The organism is Pseudomonas sp. TE3911, from assembly GCF_054062775.1.
This window is the reverse complement of the sequence record NZ_JBSSFP010000001.1, coordinates 319,102-333,555: the sequence shown is the minus strand read 5'-3', so window position 1 is coordinate 333,555 and position 14,454 is coordinate 319,102. Positions and strand designations below refer to the sequence as shown.

General features: G+C 57.5%; 16 protein-coding genes and 1 tRNA gene. 1 reads left to right on the top strand and 16 read right to left on the bottom strand.

Annotation, left to right across the window (positions count from 1 at the left end; all coding sequences use genetic code 11):
- The first annotated feature begins 17 nt into the window (after window positions 1-17).
- Complete coding sequence (locus ACVWXD_RS01580) at window positions 18-2,627, top strand: efflux RND transporter permease subunit (protein ID WP_095185760.1); 2,610 nt, start codon at window positions 18-20, stop codon at window positions 2,625-2,627.
- Between the two features lie 102 nt (window positions 2,628-2,729).
- Here the strand turns inward: ACVWXD_RS01580 and ACVWXD_RS01575 are convergent, their stop codons facing one another.
- The 16 genes from ACVWXD_RS01575 to ACVWXD_RS01500 form a co-directional block, all read right to left on the bottom strand.
- Complete coding sequence (locus ACVWXD_RS01575; protein WP_032890929.1) at window positions 2,730-3,113, bottom strand: MerR family transcriptional regulator; 384 nt, start codon at window positions 3,111-3,113, stop codon at window positions 2,730-2,732.
- A gap of 163 nt (window positions 3,114-3,276) precedes the next feature.
- Window positions 3,277-3,855, bottom strand: coding sequence for an NAD(P)H-dependent oxidoreductase (locus tag ACVWXD_RS01570; RefSeq protein WP_032890927.1), 579 nt, complete (start codon window positions 3,853-3,855; stop codon window positions 3,277-3,279).
- A 190-nt stretch (window positions 3,856-4,045) separates the two neighbouring features.
- Window positions 4,046-4,121 (bottom strand) — tRNA-Lys (locus ACVWXD_RS01565).
- A gap of 63 nt (window positions 4,122-4,184) precedes the next feature.
- The gene (gene queC, locus ACVWXD_RS01560; protein WP_032890925.1) at window positions 4,185-4,862 is read right to left on the bottom strand and encodes a 7-cyano-7-deazaguanine synthase QueC; all 678 of its coding nucleotides are present in this window, start codon (window positions 4,860-4,862) and stop codon (window positions 4,185-4,187) included.
- Window position 4,863: 1 nt separating this feature from the next.
- Window positions 4,864-5,511, bottom strand: coding sequence for a 7-carboxy-7-deazaguanine synthase QueE (gene queE / locus ACVWXD_RS01555; RefSeq protein ID WP_095185762.1), 648 nt, complete (start codon window positions 5,509-5,511; stop codon window positions 4,864-4,866).
- A 164-nt stretch (window positions 5,512-5,675) separates the two neighbouring features.
- A complete protein-coding gene (gene ybgF / locus ACVWXD_RS01550) occupies window positions 5,676-6,512 on the bottom strand; it encodes a tol-pal system protein YbgF (protein ID WP_032890921.1) in 837 nt (278 codons plus the stop codon).
- Between the two features lie 6 nt (window positions 6,513-6,518).
- Window positions 6,519-7,019: a peptidoglycan-associated lipoprotein Pal gene (pal, locus tag ACVWXD_RS01545; RefSeq protein WP_003209827.1), complete on the bottom strand. Its 501-nt coding sequence runs from the start codon at window positions 7,017-7,019 to the stop codon at window positions 6,519-6,521.
- Between the two features lie 55 nt (window positions 7,020-7,074).
- Entirely contained in the window at window positions 7,075-8,355 is a 1,281-nt protein-coding gene (gene tolB / locus ACVWXD_RS01540) for a Tol-Pal system beta propeller repeat protein TolB (protein ID WP_032890919.1), read from the bottom strand.
- 17 nt (window positions 8,356-8,372) lie between these two features.
- On the bottom strand, window positions 8,373-9,446 hold the full coding sequence (tolA, locus tag ACVWXD_RS01535; protein ID WP_032890917.1) for a cell envelope integrity protein TolA: 1,074 nt from the start codon (window positions 9,444-9,446) through the stop codon (window positions 8,373-8,375).
- Complete coding sequence (gene tolR / locus ACVWXD_RS01530) at window positions 9,446-9,898, bottom strand: protein TolR (protein ID WP_160384999.1); 453 nt, start codon at window positions 9,896-9,898, stop codon at window positions 9,446-9,448. The genes tolA and tolR overlap by 1 nt, the downstream gene beginning before the upstream one ends.
- 23 nt (window positions 9,899-9,921) lie before the next feature.
- Window positions 9,922-10,617 carry a protein TolQ gene (gene tolQ, locus ACVWXD_RS01525; protein WP_032890916.1) on the bottom strand — a complete coding sequence of 232 codons (696 nt, stop codon included), beginning with the start codon at window positions 10,615-10,617 and terminating at the stop codon, window positions 9,922-9,924.
- 1 nt (window position 10,618) lies between these two features.
- On the bottom strand, window positions 10,619-11,074 hold the full coding sequence (gene ybgC, locus ACVWXD_RS01520; RefSeq protein ID WP_032890914.1) for a tol-pal system-associated acyl-CoA thioesterase: 456 nt from the start codon (window positions 11,072-11,074) through the stop codon (window positions 10,619-10,621).
- 139 nt (window positions 11,075-11,213) lie between these two features.
- Window positions 11,214-12,272, bottom strand: a complete 1,059-nt coding sequence (gene ruvB / locus ACVWXD_RS01515) for a Holliday junction branch migration DNA helicase RuvB (RefSeq protein WP_003175801.1) — start codon at window positions 12,270-12,272, stop codon at window positions 11,214-11,216.
- The gene (gene ruvA / locus ACVWXD_RS01510; RefSeq protein ID WP_003175802.1) at window positions 12,273-12,884 is read right to left on the bottom strand and encodes a Holliday junction branch migration protein RuvA; all 612 of its coding nucleotides are present in this window, start codon (window positions 12,882-12,884) and stop codon (window positions 12,273-12,275) included.
- A gap of 68 nt (window positions 12,885-12,952) precedes the next feature.
- Window positions 12,953-13,477 (bottom strand): crossover junction endodeoxyribonuclease RuvC, encoded by a 525-nt coding sequence (gene ruvC / locus ACVWXD_RS01505; protein ID WP_032890913.1) that lies wholly within the window; start codon window positions 13,475-13,477, stop codon window positions 12,953-12,955.
- Window positions 13,478-13,634: 157 nt separating this feature from the next.
- On the bottom strand, window positions 13,635-14,381 hold the full coding sequence (locus tag ACVWXD_RS01500) for a YebC/PmpR family DNA-binding transcriptional regulator (protein WP_032890912.1): 747 nt from the start codon (window positions 14,379-14,381) through the stop codon (window positions 13,635-13,637).
- Between the last annotated feature and the right edge of the window lie 73 nt (window positions 14,382-14,454).

Sequence of the window (14,454 nt, the reverse complement as noted above, 5' to 3'; positions counted from 1 at the left end):
GTGGAACCGATTGAACTATGGAACGATACCTGAACTTCGTTGAGCGCTATGCGCGCACGATTGTATTTGTGCTGGTGGCGATCACGGCCTACTTCACCTATGCCCTCGGCTCGCTGATGTCGGACACCAATCCCTATTTGCTCAAGGAAAGCCATCCAGCGCGAAAAACCATTATTGAACTGCAACACGAGTTCACCGGCACCTATGACTCGGTCATGGTGGCCCAGAGTAATGCGCACAGTGTGTTTAACACTCAGTCGCTTAACGCCCAGTTCGAAATCTCCCAGGCCCTTCGCCGGCTGATGCTGGCCAATGCCGACGATGAGGTCGAGTTGCGCCGCATTGTCGGCAAACACGAAAGCGACAGTCGCGCCCAGCTGTTGGCCAGCGATATCCTCGGCGACGGGTTCAGCCAGAACGATTACGCCCAAGCCAAGGCCCTGCGCGATCACGCCCGCAGCCAGGGCTGGGAGGAGCGCGATCAGCAGTTTCTAGCCTTCCTGGCAGAACGGATCAATCCGATCCAGGAAATGGCCTCGATGGCGGACTTGGAAAACATCAGCCTGAGCGCTGACGGCGAACTGTGGATTCACAAGACACTGCACGCCTTGGACATGGACCCGCAACTCGTCGAAGCCCAGATCATGGGCAATGAGCAAATGGTCGGTGGAGTGGTTTCCCCTGACAGGAAAGTCGCGGTGGTGGTGGCCGAGTTAGGCACCAAGCAAGACGATGCTCAGGCGCAACTGCGGGCTTACCAACAGGTTCGCCAGATCGTCGCTGACTATCAGAGCAAACATCCGCAGTTCACCGATGAAGTGTTTATCGCCGGAACCCCGATCTTCATCGCCGCCCAACAAGAGATCATCGATCACGACCTGGCGCTGCTGTTTCCGATCGTGTTCCTGCTCGTGACCTCCATGCTGGTGTTCTTTTTCCGCAAGCCCTTGGGCGTGTTCCTGCCGCTGTTCAATATCCTCTTCTGCACAATCTGGACGCTGGGGCTGATGGCATTGTTGAAGGTGCCCATCGACCTGCTTACCAGTGTGCTGCCGGTATTTTTGTTCACGATCTGCTGTGCCGACGCGATACACGTGATGGCTGAGTACTATGAGCAACTCAATGCGGGCAAGACGTACCGCGAGGCCAACCGCGAGACTATGCGCCGCATGGTGGTCCCGGTCGTGTTGACCACCGTGACCACCATCGCCACGTTCATGATCTCCACCACCAACAACATCGTCAGCATCCGCAATTTCGGGGTATTCATGTCCATCGGGCTGACGGCCGCGCTGATCATCTCGCTGCTGTTGATTCCGGCGTGGATTTCCATCTGGGGTAAAGACCAGCCGTTGCGTAAAACCGTACACAAAGAGTCGATTATCTCGCGCTACCTGGTGGCTTTTTGTGCCCGCCTGATCCGCTGGCGCAAACCGGTGCTGTTGGTCAGCTTGCCGATGTTGGCGCTGATGACGGTGTTTACCTTCATGGTCGATATCGAAGACTCGGGCATCGCTTACTTCAAGAAAGACAGCCCAGTGCGTGTTTCCGATGAGTTCATCAACCGCTCACGGATCGCGGGCACTTCCCCTGGCTGGATTGCGTTCGATACCAAGACTCCGCGTGGCGCGCTGACCACTGAGACCGTGCAGTTCCTCGACAAACTCGACCACTTTCTCAAGTCCCAGCCCAACGTCAGCTATACCTATTCGGTGGCGGCCTACGTCAAGCGCATGAACCTTGTGCTCAATGACATGAACCCCGAATACCTGCGAGTACCGCAAGCCGTGGAGCAGGTGACGTCAGTCAACGATGAGGGGCAGGCGGAAACCTTTGAAGTCGACGGAAACTCGCTGATCGAGCAACACATCATGATGTTCGAGAACGGCGGCGGCTCAGACTTGCAGAACGTGCTCAATGCCGACTACTCCAAGGCCTTGACGCTCTACACCATGACCTCTTCGGTGGCCAGCGACTACAAAGACATGCTTGATCGCCTGGACGCCTGGCTGTTGGTGAACAAGCCGGCCAACCTGCAGGTGACCCATGCCGGTACGCCGAAAATCTGGACCGGCATCCTGGCGGAGATCACCCAGGGCCAAGTCCTGAGCTTCTCGCTCGCGCTGCTGGTGGTCACGCTGATGATGATGTTCTGGTTGAAATCCGTCCGGCTGGGGATTCTGGGCATGCTGACGCTGCTGACCACCTCGGTGACGGTGTACGGCTTTATGTACCTGCTGAACATTGAGCTGAACATTGGCACGACACTGGTAACGTTCCTTGTAGTGGGCGTGGTGGATTACGCGGTGCATCTGCTGTCGCGTATCAAGTTGCTGGTCCAGGAAGGTATCCACGTGGACGAGGCGATTTTGACGGCTATGCACAGTGTCGGGCGTTCGACGGTGGTCAACGTGGTGATTTTCTCCGTAGGTTTCCTGGCCCTGCTGTTTTCCGCCTACAAGCCGGTCATTGACTTGGGCACGCTGGTCGCGCTGGCTCTGTTCTCCAGCGGTGTGATGACCATTTTGTTAGTAACGCTGATATCTCCGTGGTTCTTCGCAGCCATTGTGCCCGAGCAACGGGGAGATGAACGCGAACACCCAGAACGCCAGGGCGCTTTGGGATAGACGCTGAAGAGGACGACGCCGGCCATATCCATTGAGCAACCACGGATTGCCGGCGTTTGCGAAGCGCACACACCGCTTCATGAGATTGTGCAGCACGTTCGTTCAGGCCGTTTTGGACAGATGTTCAAACTGGCACTGGTACTGGGCGTCCTTGAGGCTGCTTTCGAACTGTTCAAGGCCGTCGTAGATGCTTTGCAACCCTTCGATCTGAGTCTTCAGTTCCAGCTTTTTATCCGCAATGGCCTGGTTGGCCAAATCCCACGGCAACTCCTGGCCGCGGTGATCCTGAAGGATCGCCTGCATTTCCTTGAGTTTGAAGCCAAGCTGCTGCGCGCATTTGATGAACGTCAGCAGTTCAACGCTTTGCTGGCTATAGACCCGGTACTTACCTTCGCGCGCAGGCGGTGGCAGCAAACCAATGTCTTCATAGTGGCGGATGGTCTTGACTGTCGTGCCCGACAGCTGGGCTGCTTTGCCGATATACATGTAAAAGTCCTTTTTTATGGCACAGACGCGGGGTGCGCACTTTGGCGCGCCGCATCTTCACACATGTGTGCGGCGTCTGAAACCCGACAGTGTCAAAAGGCTATGCAGTGGCAGAGATGAAGCAGGCATCGCCTGTTGCAAGGCGATGCTGTACAGCGGTGTGTCAACGAGCAGCGATCTCCTGAGCTTGCTTGAGCCAGGCTTGCCGCTGGGAATCGCCGGAACCGAGGATCGGCCCGAACGTGAGGGTCTTCAACGGTTTGATGCCGCAGAACTCCAACGTGGTCTTGCGCATCTGGTGCAGCCCCGGCATGCGATAGAACCATTTGTAGTACCACGGCGGGGTATCCATCGTGACCAGCAGGTGAGCGGTGCGCCCCTTCAAGAGCTTGTCGGGAAAGGCTTTGCCTTCGCGGTACTTGAAGGCGAAACCGGGAAGGAATATCCGATCGAAAAAGCCTTTCATCAAGGCCGGAATCCCTCCCCACCAGATGGGATACACAAACGCCAGGTGCTCAGCCCATGTGATATCGGCCTGCGCCTTGAGCAGATCAGGCTCCAAGAGCTGAACCTGCTTGTAGCCATCGTGCAGCACGGGATCGAAGCGCAGCGCATCCAGCCGTAACAGACGCACCTCATGCCCCGCACGTGTAGCCGCCTCCACATAAGTGTCGGTCAGTGCTCCACAGAAACTGTCGGTTGAGGGATGCCCCAAAATCACCAGAACTCGCTTACTCATCATCACTTCATCCTGAAAGTTGAGCGTTCAGAATAGGGTGTGCCCGTAACGGGAGAGTCAACAGGGAGGTTTGCCAAATGCTGGTATAGCCGGGTGCATTGCGCACCGGCAGGTAAGCTCCAAATCGCAGGCAAAAAAAAACCCGGAAATCCTCACTTACGTGGGCCTTCCGGATTTTCTAAACCGCCAAAAATGGTGGGTCGTGTGGGATTCGAACCTACGACCAATTGGTTAAAAGCCAACTGCTCTACCAACTGAGCTAACGACCCGCTGTGTGGTGGCGCGTATAATACTGATTTCTAAGGATTATTCAACACCTTATTTGAAATAAATCAGAAATAACGCGTTGGGTCCGTAATTCCGGCCATTTTGAAGCCCTCTGCACGCAGCCGGCAGCTGTCACATTTCCCACAGGCACTACCGCCTTCGTCTGCCTGATAGCAGGAAACAGTCAGCGCGTAATCGACGCCAAGTCCTACGCCAGCCTTCACGATATCGGCCTTGCTCATGTTTTGCAGCGGCGCCTGAATACGAAACCCCTGCCCTTCTACGCCGGCCTTGGTCGCCAGGTTGGCCATGCGCTCGAAGGATTCGACGAACTCCGGACGGCAGTCCGGGTAACCGGAATAATCCAGCGCATTGACGCCGATAAAGATGTCGCGGGCGTTAAGCACTTCGGCCCAGCCAAGGGCCAGGGACAGGAACACTGTGTTGCGTGCCGGTACGTAAGTGACCGGGATGCCTTCCGAGGGCGCTTCTGGCAGGTCGATGGTGTTGTCGGTCAACGCCGAACCACCCATGCCGCCTAGATTCAGGCCAACCACCTTGTGCTCGATCACACCGAGGTCGCGGGCGACACGCGCAGCCGCGTTCAACTCGGCGCGGTGACGTTGGCCATAATCGAAGCTCATGGTGTAACAGCTATAGCCTTGCGCTCGCACCATGGCCACCAATGTGGCGGAGTCGAGACCACCGGATAGCAGAATGACTGCGCGCTTTTGATCAGTCATCTCAGCGCCCCGGCTCGTCGTTCCACAGGTATTTATGCAGCTGCAATTGCAGGCGTACGGGCAAGTTATCGGCAACCACCCAGTCGGCCAGATCGCGTGCGTTCAGGTCATGGTGGCTGGGGGAGAACAGCACTTCACCGGCACGGCGTTCGAGGCCGTACTGGATCAACTTGGAGTTAGCCCAGTCGTAATCCTCACGAGAACAGATGACAAACTTGACCTGATCGTTGGGCGTCAGCAGTTCGATGTTCTCGTAAAGGTTGCGGTGCGCTTCCTTGGAGCCTGGGGTTTTGAGGTCTAGCACTCGGCTCACACGCGGGTCTACCGCGGAGATATCCAAAGCACCGCTGGTTTCCAGGGAGACTTCGTAACCGGCATCACACAACTGCTTGAGCAAAGGAATGGCGTTGGGCTGGGCCAGGGGCTCGCCGCCTGTCACACAGACGTAACGCGGCCGGTAGCCGGCAACCTGCTCCAGAATGTCTTCAAGGGTTCGAACGGTGCCGCCACTGAAGGCATAGGCGCTGTCACAGTATTGGCAACGTAACGGGCAGCCGGTCAGGCGCACAAATACTGTGGGCAGGCCGGCGGTGCGCGTTTCACCCTGTAACGAGTAAAAAACTTCGGTGATGCGTAATGTGTCTTGCATAGTCGCCACGGGCGTAACAGCTAAACAGGCTGTCCGCCTCCGTCAGGCACTTCAAGGAACCCCGCCAACGCGTAGGCCCCAGGAAGCGGGTGTCATAAAAGGGGGTGGATTCTAACGAAAAAACCCGCGCCAGGCGCGGGTTTCTTCTAAACGGGCAGCATCGCTTACAAGCGTTGCAGATCCCGTTGAGCCAACTGTGCAGCAGAAGTGCCCGGATATTGGGCAACGACCTGCTGCAGAATGCCTTTGACCTTGTCGGTATGACCCAGGCGGCGCTCTACGTCAGCGAGTTTGTACAGCGAATCCGGCACCTTGGCGTGCTTGGGGTACAGCTGGCTGACCTTGGCAAATGCCTGGCCCGCCCCCTGCAAATCACCCTTTGCCAGGTTCACCTCGCCCAACCAGTACTGGGCGTTGCCCGCGTACTGGCTGTTTGGGTATTTGCGCAGGAAGGCGGTAAACGCCTGGCTGGCCTTATCGAAATCCTTGGCTTTGATCAGGTCGAAGGCTGCATCGTAATACAGCTTTTCCTTCGCAGGATCACCCGGTTCACTGCTGGCGGCAGGGGCTTGGCTCGCGGCCGCGGCCCCTACTGCTGCACCACCGGCAGCGGCGCTTGGCGCGCCACCGGCAGAAGAATTATCAGGAGTAGCGGCAGGTGTAACGCCGGCTCCTATGCGTCGATCAAGATCCTGGTAACGCTCCAGGCCTTCTTGCTTCAGCTGACGCACTTCATTCTGCAGAACTTCAATGGTGCCTTGTTGCTGCGCCAATTGATCCTGCATGCGTTGCAGCTGGTTGAACAGTTCGCCCTGTGCCGAAGGGGCGGACGTAGCCGCCCCCCCAGCATAGGCGCCGTTCGTGCCATAACCTGCTGGCGGATAGCTGCTCCCGCTATTGTTATAGCCAGAGTTGCTATCTTCCACAGGAACCGCAGCCCACACCGCAAGCGGTGCGAAGCTGAGAGCCAATACAGTTAGAGCACGACGGCACGTTCGCATGACGAATTACTTACGCAGTTCGACGCGACGGTTTTGAGCCCAGGACTGCTCGTCGTGGCCAGTAGCAACTGGACGCTCTTTACCGTAGGAAACCAGTTCCAGTTGGCCTGGAGCAACACCTTGCAGTACCAGGTAGCGCTGAACGGCTTTCGCACGACGCTCGCCCAGTGCCATGTTGTACTCACGAGTACCACGTTCGTCGGTGTTACCTTCCAGAACAACGCGAGCGCCGTTAGCTTTCAGGTCCTTCGCGTGAACGTCCAGAGCGCGCATGGCTTCTGGTTTCAGGTCCGAACTGTCGTATTCGAAGTAGAAAGTGGTGATAGCGCGCAGAGCAGCTTCTTCGCTCAGGGAGCCGTCAACTGCACCAGTGTTAGCGCCGTAACCAGCGTTTGGATCAACAGCTGCGCCTTCACCGGCATTGTCGCCGCCTTTAGACGAGCAACCAACGGCTACGGACAGAGCCAGAGCCAGAGCAGCAAACTTACCAAACTTCAGCATTTCCATCGTGAAACTCCTAATGAACCCCAGTGTGTTAAGTACTTCTTTTTGTAGCGCCGCGTCAGTTCAGGTAAGGGGACCAGGACGGTTCTCTGACTTCGCCTTGAGCGGTAGGAAGCGGGAGCCTCACGCGTCCATTAATGGACACGAGCATCAAGACTCCCCGGCCCTGCTGGCGGGTGGCGTAGATTACCATGGTGCCGTTGGGCGCAACAGTAGCTGACTCATCAAGGTTGGTATCTGTGAGGATTTTTACGGTTCCACGCTGCAAATCCTGGGCCGCAACCCGGAAATTAGTGAAGCCATCCTGACGGTGAATCATCACCAACGTCTTTTCATCAGCCGAAAGCTTAGGGTTAGCGTTGTAGTTACCAATAAAGGTCACTCGTTCCGCGCCGCCACCACTAATGCTCGATTTGTAGATTTGTGGCTTGCCGCCCCGGTCAGAGGTGAAATAGATGGTCGAACCATCCTTGCCCCAGAACGGTTCAGTATTGATACCCGGGCCACTGGTAACACGATTGATCTGGCGCGAAGCCATGTTCATCACGTAGATATCCGGGTTGCCGTCTTTAGACAGCACGAATGCCAGGCGCGAACCATCCGGCGACCAGGCTGGCGCGCCGTTGAGGCCTTCGAAGTTGGTGATCTGCTCACGACGACCAGTATCGATGTGCTGGACGAAAATGCGCGGACGCTTCTGTTCGAACGACACGTAGGCAATGCGCTTGCCGTCCGGCGCAAAGCGCGGCGACAGGATTGGCTCACGCGATTGCAGCAACGTCACGGCACGTGCGCCGTCGTAGTCCGAGCGCTGCAGAGTGTAGCGAGTGTTATCTACAGAGAAACGCTCAGCCGTTACGTAAAGCAGGCGTGTCGAGAACGCCCCTTTGATACCGGTGAGTTTTTCAAACGACTGGTCCGAGATGTAGTGGGCCATGTCCCGCAGTTGTTCGGTGGTGCCCGAAACGCTGCCGGTCAGGACCTGTTGCTCGGTGGCCACGTTGAACAAGGTGTATTGGATTTGCAGGCGACCGCCGGCCGGCACGATGTTGCCGACCATCAGGTACTGGGCGCCAACGGCTTTCCAGTCACGGAACACGACTTCGCTGGCCTGGTTCGGCTGGCTGATCATGTTGCCTTTCGGAATCGGCGCGTAGTAACCGGAGTTGCGCAGGTCGTCGCTGACGATCTGGGCCATGTCGTCCGGCAGCACACTGCCGCCCTGCCAACCGAACGGTACAACAGCGATCGGGGTGGCCCGGTCGCTACCGCTGGTTACCAGGATGTTCTTTTCATCCGCCGCCGCTATCCCTGCCATACAGCAAATAACGACAAGCATTCCTCGAAGAAGGTTTCTCACAAGGCTAGATCCTCAGGTGTGAATGTCATCTTGAATGAACGATAGGGAGCGAAGTCGCTTGGTTTCATTCCCTGCATCTCGGTCAACCGGCCAATGTTCTTGACTGCGGCAACCGCCGAACTGTCGAACGAACCATCACCACTGGACTTGGCCACGCTGACCGAAGTCACCGTACCGTCCGGCAACATGCCGATCTGCAGCACTACTGTCATGCCTTTGCGCGCCGAAGGTGGACGTGTCCAGCCTTCTGCTGCCCGTGCCCGAATCAGGTCGTCGAAACTGCCCGCGACTTCATCACCACGCTCATCGGCCAAGGCTTGCTGACGCTGCGGCGTGTCGGAGAGCAAATCTGCCAAGGCCTGGGCCTTTTTCTCTTCGGCGGATTTACGCGCTGCTTCCTGGGCCTTTTTCTTGGTGGCGTCGGCGGCAGCTTTCTTCTTCGCGTCGTCGGCGATCTTCTTCTTCGCCTCGTCTGCTTCAGCTTTTTTCTTGGCGTCTTCGGCGGCTTTCTTCTTCGCGTCTTCGACTATCTTTTTCTTGGCCTCTTCAGCGGCCTTTTTCTTGGCCTCTTCTTCGGCAGCTTTTTTCGCTTCTTCTTCAGATTTCTTCTTGGCTATATCAGCCAATTGTTTCTCTTCAGCCTTTTTAGCTTCGGCAGCTTTCTCGGACTTCTTGGCTTCATCAGCCTTTTTCGCCTCGTCGGCCTTCTTCGCTTCGTCAGCCTTTTTCGATTCCTCGGCCTTTTGAGCCGCCTCTTCTTTCTTTTGTTCCGCAGCAGCCTTCACCGCTTCCTGCTCGACCTTCTTCTGTTCCATCTGTTCGACTTCAGTCTGGCGCGCAGCCGACTTCTGGGCCTCACCCGCAATCTTCTGATTGGTCTGGGTGGTGGCCTGACTTTTCGATTTCAGCTGATACAGGGTCGCCTGCACGATCGGCTTGGCTGGCGGCAAGTCCGGGGTCATGGCAAAGCTGACGAACAACATGCCAAACACCAGGACGTGCAGGGCAATTGCCCAGACGCTAGGCCAGAAGTAGCTTTCCGAGGCGGACGGCTCTCGCTGTTGCTGCATCAGGGCGCCTCGGTAATCAAGCCAACGTTACCGACGCCGGCCTTCTGCAGCCCGCCCATGGCGCCCATGACGGAGCCGTAGTCGACCGACTTGTCGCCGCGAATGAAGACCTGGGTGTGCTTGCCGCCTTCGTTGCCGGAGCGAATGATCTTGGTCACAGCATCAGTCATCGCCGGCAGGGTCAGAGCCTTGTCCTGCTGCTTCTGGGTGTCGACTTCGCTGCCAAGGTTCCAGTAATAGGTCTTGTCAGCCTTGATCGAGATGGTCAAGACCTGGGTATTGTTGTCCTGAGGCAAGGCTTCGCTGGAAACCTTGGGCAGATCAACCTTCACACCCTGGTTGAGCATCGGCGCGGTCACCATGAAGATCACCAGCAGCACCAGCATCACGTCGATGTAAGGGACTACGTTCATCTCGGCGACCGGCTTGCGCTTGGTTCGAGCTCGAGTGATTAAAGCCATCGGGGAGTACCTGCTTATTCTTCGCTGGTGTGCACTTTACGGTGCAGGATCGCCTGGAATTCATCGGCGAAGGTGTAGTAACGGCCAATCAGGTTCTCGCCGCGCGCGGCAAAACGGTTGTAGGCGATAACAGCGGGGATAGCGGCGAACAGGCCGATCGCGGTAGCGATCAGAGCTTCGGCGATACCTGGGGCCACTGTGGCCAGGGTAGCTTGCTGGGCCTGGGCCAGGCCTCGGAAGGAGTTCATGATCCCCCACACGGTACCGAACAGGCCGATGTAAGGGCTGACGGAACCAACGGTGGCGAGAAACGGCAGGCTCTGCTCCAGCTTCTCTTCTTCACGGGAGATGGCGACGCGCATGGCACGAGCCACACCTTCCATCACTGCTTCCGGATCAACACCCGGCTGCTGACGCAGACGCGAGAATTCCTTGAAGCCGGCACGGAAGATTTGCTCCACACCCGAATCCGGGTCCGGGTTGCTGCCGGCCTGGCGGTAGAGCTTGGACAGGTCGATACCCGACCAGAAGCGCTCTTCAAAGCTCTCCAGGGCACGTCGACCGGCACGCAGCAGGTTGCTGCGCTGAAAAATCATGACCCAAGAGGTAACCGATGCGGCTACCAGGATCAGCATCACCAGTTGAACCACAACACTGGCATTGCTGACCAGGCTCCACATGGAGGAATGGTCGACGACGGTAGGTTCCACGCTAAATCTCCTGCTTTGATTGTTTACCCGCGCCGCTCACGGCGGCAAAGGCCGCACGTAGAGTTTCGGGAATGGCCCGAGGTTTCAAACTGTTGGTGCGTACACACGCCACCAGGAACTGCCCCTCACAGAGCAGCGTTGCATCCGTTGCCCGCCTGACCTGCTGCTTGAAACGCAGGCTGGCACGGTTCAATTCGATTACTTCAGCGCTAACCAGAAGCTCGTCGTCCAGTCGCGCCGGCGCGTGGTAACGCGCCTCGCTGGAATGCACGACGAATAACAGGTCCTCCCCTGCCAGCTGGGATTGGGCAAAGCCCAGCTCCCGTAGCCGCTCGGTTCGAGCCCGCTCCATGAACTTGAGGTAATTGACGTAATAAACGATGCCGCCGGCATCGGTGTCCTCGTAATAAACGCGACAGCGATGTGCGAACGACTGATCCCCGTTTTGCGCGCGCATACTCTAGTGCTTACTCCTGAGGTTGCCAATCCGGCTGGGCAACTGTTTTTTCATTCTTTGAAACATTTGCAGTGACTGAATGACGACGCCAGACACTGGGACAGCACAAACATCGAATAAATCGACTCCCATGAAGCTTTTAATCGTCCACTGCATCGAGGAATTCGTCTACCACGGGCATCTCACCCAATCGTGACGGAATGTTTAACCCAAAGTGCAGATAAGCGTGACGCGTCACCACCCGCCCCCTTGGCGTACGCATGATGTAGCCCTGCTGGATCAGGTACGGCTCAAGAACATCCTCAATCGTATGCCGCTCTTCACTGATGGCCGCAGCCAGGCTGTCAACGCCCACCGGGCCGCCGTCGAATTTCTCGATCATGGTCAAGAGTAGACGTCGATCCTGGTGATCGAAACCATGCTCGTCCACGTCCAGCAAGTTCAGCGCCAGGTCAGCCACTGCCTTGGTGATATGCCCCTTGGCCCGCACTTCAGCAAAATCGCGCACACGACGCAGCAATCGGTTGGCGATCCGTGGCGTGCCGCGGGCACGACGCGCAATCTCAAACGCGCCTTCCGGGTCCAGGGGCAAGCCAAGTATGCTCGCCGAACGGCTGACGATGGTCGCCAGATCCGCCGTGCTATAGAACTCAAGACGTTGAACAATGCCGAAACGGTCTCGCAATGGGTTGGTGAGCATGCCCGCACGAGTCGTCGCCCCCACCAGGGTGAACGGTGGCAGGTCGAGCTTGATCGAGCGCGCCGCCGGACCTTCGCCGATCATGATGTCGAGCTGAAAGTCCTCCATCGCCGGGTACAGCACTTCCTCAACGATGGGCGACAACCGGTGAATCTCGTCGATAAACAGTACGTCGTGAGGTTCAAGGTTGGTGAGCAGCGCCGCAAGATCACCCGGACGCTCCAACACCGGGCCGGAGGTGGATTTGATCGACACCCCCATTTCCTGCGCAATGATATTGGCCAGGGTGGTTTTACCCAGCCCCGGTGGACCGAAAATCAATGTGTGATCCAGGGACTCACTGCGCCCGCGCGCGGCCTGGATAAACAACTCCATTTGCTCACGCACGGTGGGCTGGCCGATGTAGTCGGCCAGGCTCAGGGGGCGGATGGCCCGATCCTGAACTTCTTCACGGTCGCGCGGACCAGTGGCCGCAATCAGACGATCAGCTTCAATCACTTAAATCATTCCCTTCAGGGCTCGGCGGATCATGTCTTCGCTGCTCAGGTTCTTGTCTTTAATCGCCGACACCGCCTTGCTTGCCTCCTGCGGCTTATAGCCCAGAGAGATAAGCGCGCTGACCGCATCGCTTTCGGCGCTCGCTACTTGGCCCGCCGGCATATCCGGTTGGTTCGGCACCAGGGCGAACATGCTCGGCACAACCTCCCAGGCCTTGAAGCGGTCTTTGAGCTCGACCAACAGGCGCTCGGCGGTTTTCTTGCCCACACCCGGTACCTTGGTCAAAGCCGAGGTGTCCTGGGCCGAAACGGCACGCACCAACTCGTCTACTTCCAGGCTCGACATCAAGGCCAGCGCCAGTTTCGGCCCTACGCCATTGAGGCGAATCAGTTCGCGAAAAAAGTCTCGGTCACGCTTGCCGATGAAACCATAGAGTAGTTGCGCGTCTTCGCGCACCACCAAATGGGTATGCAGCGTTATCGGCTCACCGACCGACGGTAGGCGATAGAGTGTGGTCATGGGCACTTCGAGTTCATACCCCAACCCGTTTACATCCAGAATCAGATGCGGCGGCTGTTTCTCAGCCAGGGTGCCGCGCAAGCGTCCAATCACGGTTCAAATCCTTAAAGCGTGGGGGTCAGATCGAGGCCTGACCGCAAATTTCGATTGCGCTGATGCTATCAGAGACGCAGCCGCCCGCCACGACTGCGTGCTGTGCCCAACCCGTGGGGCAGCAGGCTGGAACGAGTGTGTGCATGGCAAATGGCAATAGCCAGGGCGTCAGAGGCATCAATCTGCGGTTTTGAGGTGAGCTTGAGCATGTGCATGACCATCATCTGAACCTGCTCTTTATTAGCGGCGCCGGTGCCGACCACGGCCTGCTTGACCTGAGTAGCAGTGTATTCCGCGATTTCCAGGCTCTCTTCGGCGCCGGCGACGATGGCAGCGCCACGGGCTTGGCCGAGCTTCAACGCCGAGTCAGCGTTTTTTGCCATGAACACCTTTTCAATGCCCATGGTCACCGGCCCGTAGGTCTGGATCACTTCGCGCACGCCGCGATAAACAATCTGCAGGCGCTCGGCTAACTCGCCCGCGCCGGTGCGGATGCAGCCCGAGGCGACATAGACGCAGCCGCGCGGGGTGTGTTGCACCACACCAAAGCCGGTGATGCGCGAACCGGGGTCGATACCTAGGATTAAAGTCATAACGCCTGCAGGTTGGATAAACACATTTTTTGATACACCGTAGTTCCAATGTGGGAGGGGGCTTGCTCCCGATAGCAGTGTGTCAGTCAGCTTATGTCTAACTGGACAACCGCCATCGGGAGCAAGCCCCCTCCCACATTTGGATCTACGTCATTCCTCAGCCTAGCTGTTCGGCCACGGATTCCGGAATATCGGCGTTGGAATACACGTTTTGCACATCATCCAGGTCTTCCAGCATATCCAGCAGCTTCAGCACCTTCTGCGCGCCATCCAAGTCCAACTCGGCGCTGGTGGTCGGCAGCATCACGATTTCCGCGTCGGTGCCTTTGAAACCAGCAGCTTCTAGGGCGTTGCGCACGGCATAGAAGCTGGCAAACGAGGTGAATACATCGATGGAACCGTCTTCGTTGGTCACCACGTCGTCGGCATCCGCTTCCATCGCGGCTTCCATCAGCGCATCTTCATCCGTGCCAGGCGCAAAGGAAATCTGGCCCTTGCGCTCGAACAGATAGGCCACCGAACCGTCAGTCCCGAGGTTGCCGCCACACTTGCTGAACGCGTGACGCACAGCGGCGGCTGTGCGGTTGCGGTTATCGGTCATGCACTCGACCATCACCGCCACGCCGCCTGGGCCATAGCCTTCGTAGGTCAGCTCAACCATGTCGTCGGTATCGGCAGCGCCGGCACCACGGGCCACAGCGCGGTCGATAATGTCGCGGCTCATGTTGGCGCCGAGCGCTTTGTCGAGTGCCAGGCGCAGACGCGGGTTGGAGCCCGGATCACCACCGCCTTGACGGGCAGCGACGGTCAGCTCGCGAATCCACTTGGTGAAAATCTTGCCTTTCTTGGCATCCTGACGCTCTTTGCGGTGCTTGATGTTCGCCCACTTGGAATGGCCAGCCATAACACAACTCCGAAATTCTCTAGAAACCTTGATCAACCCCGCCCCAGGCGGGATACAGCTCTTTAACGCAAAG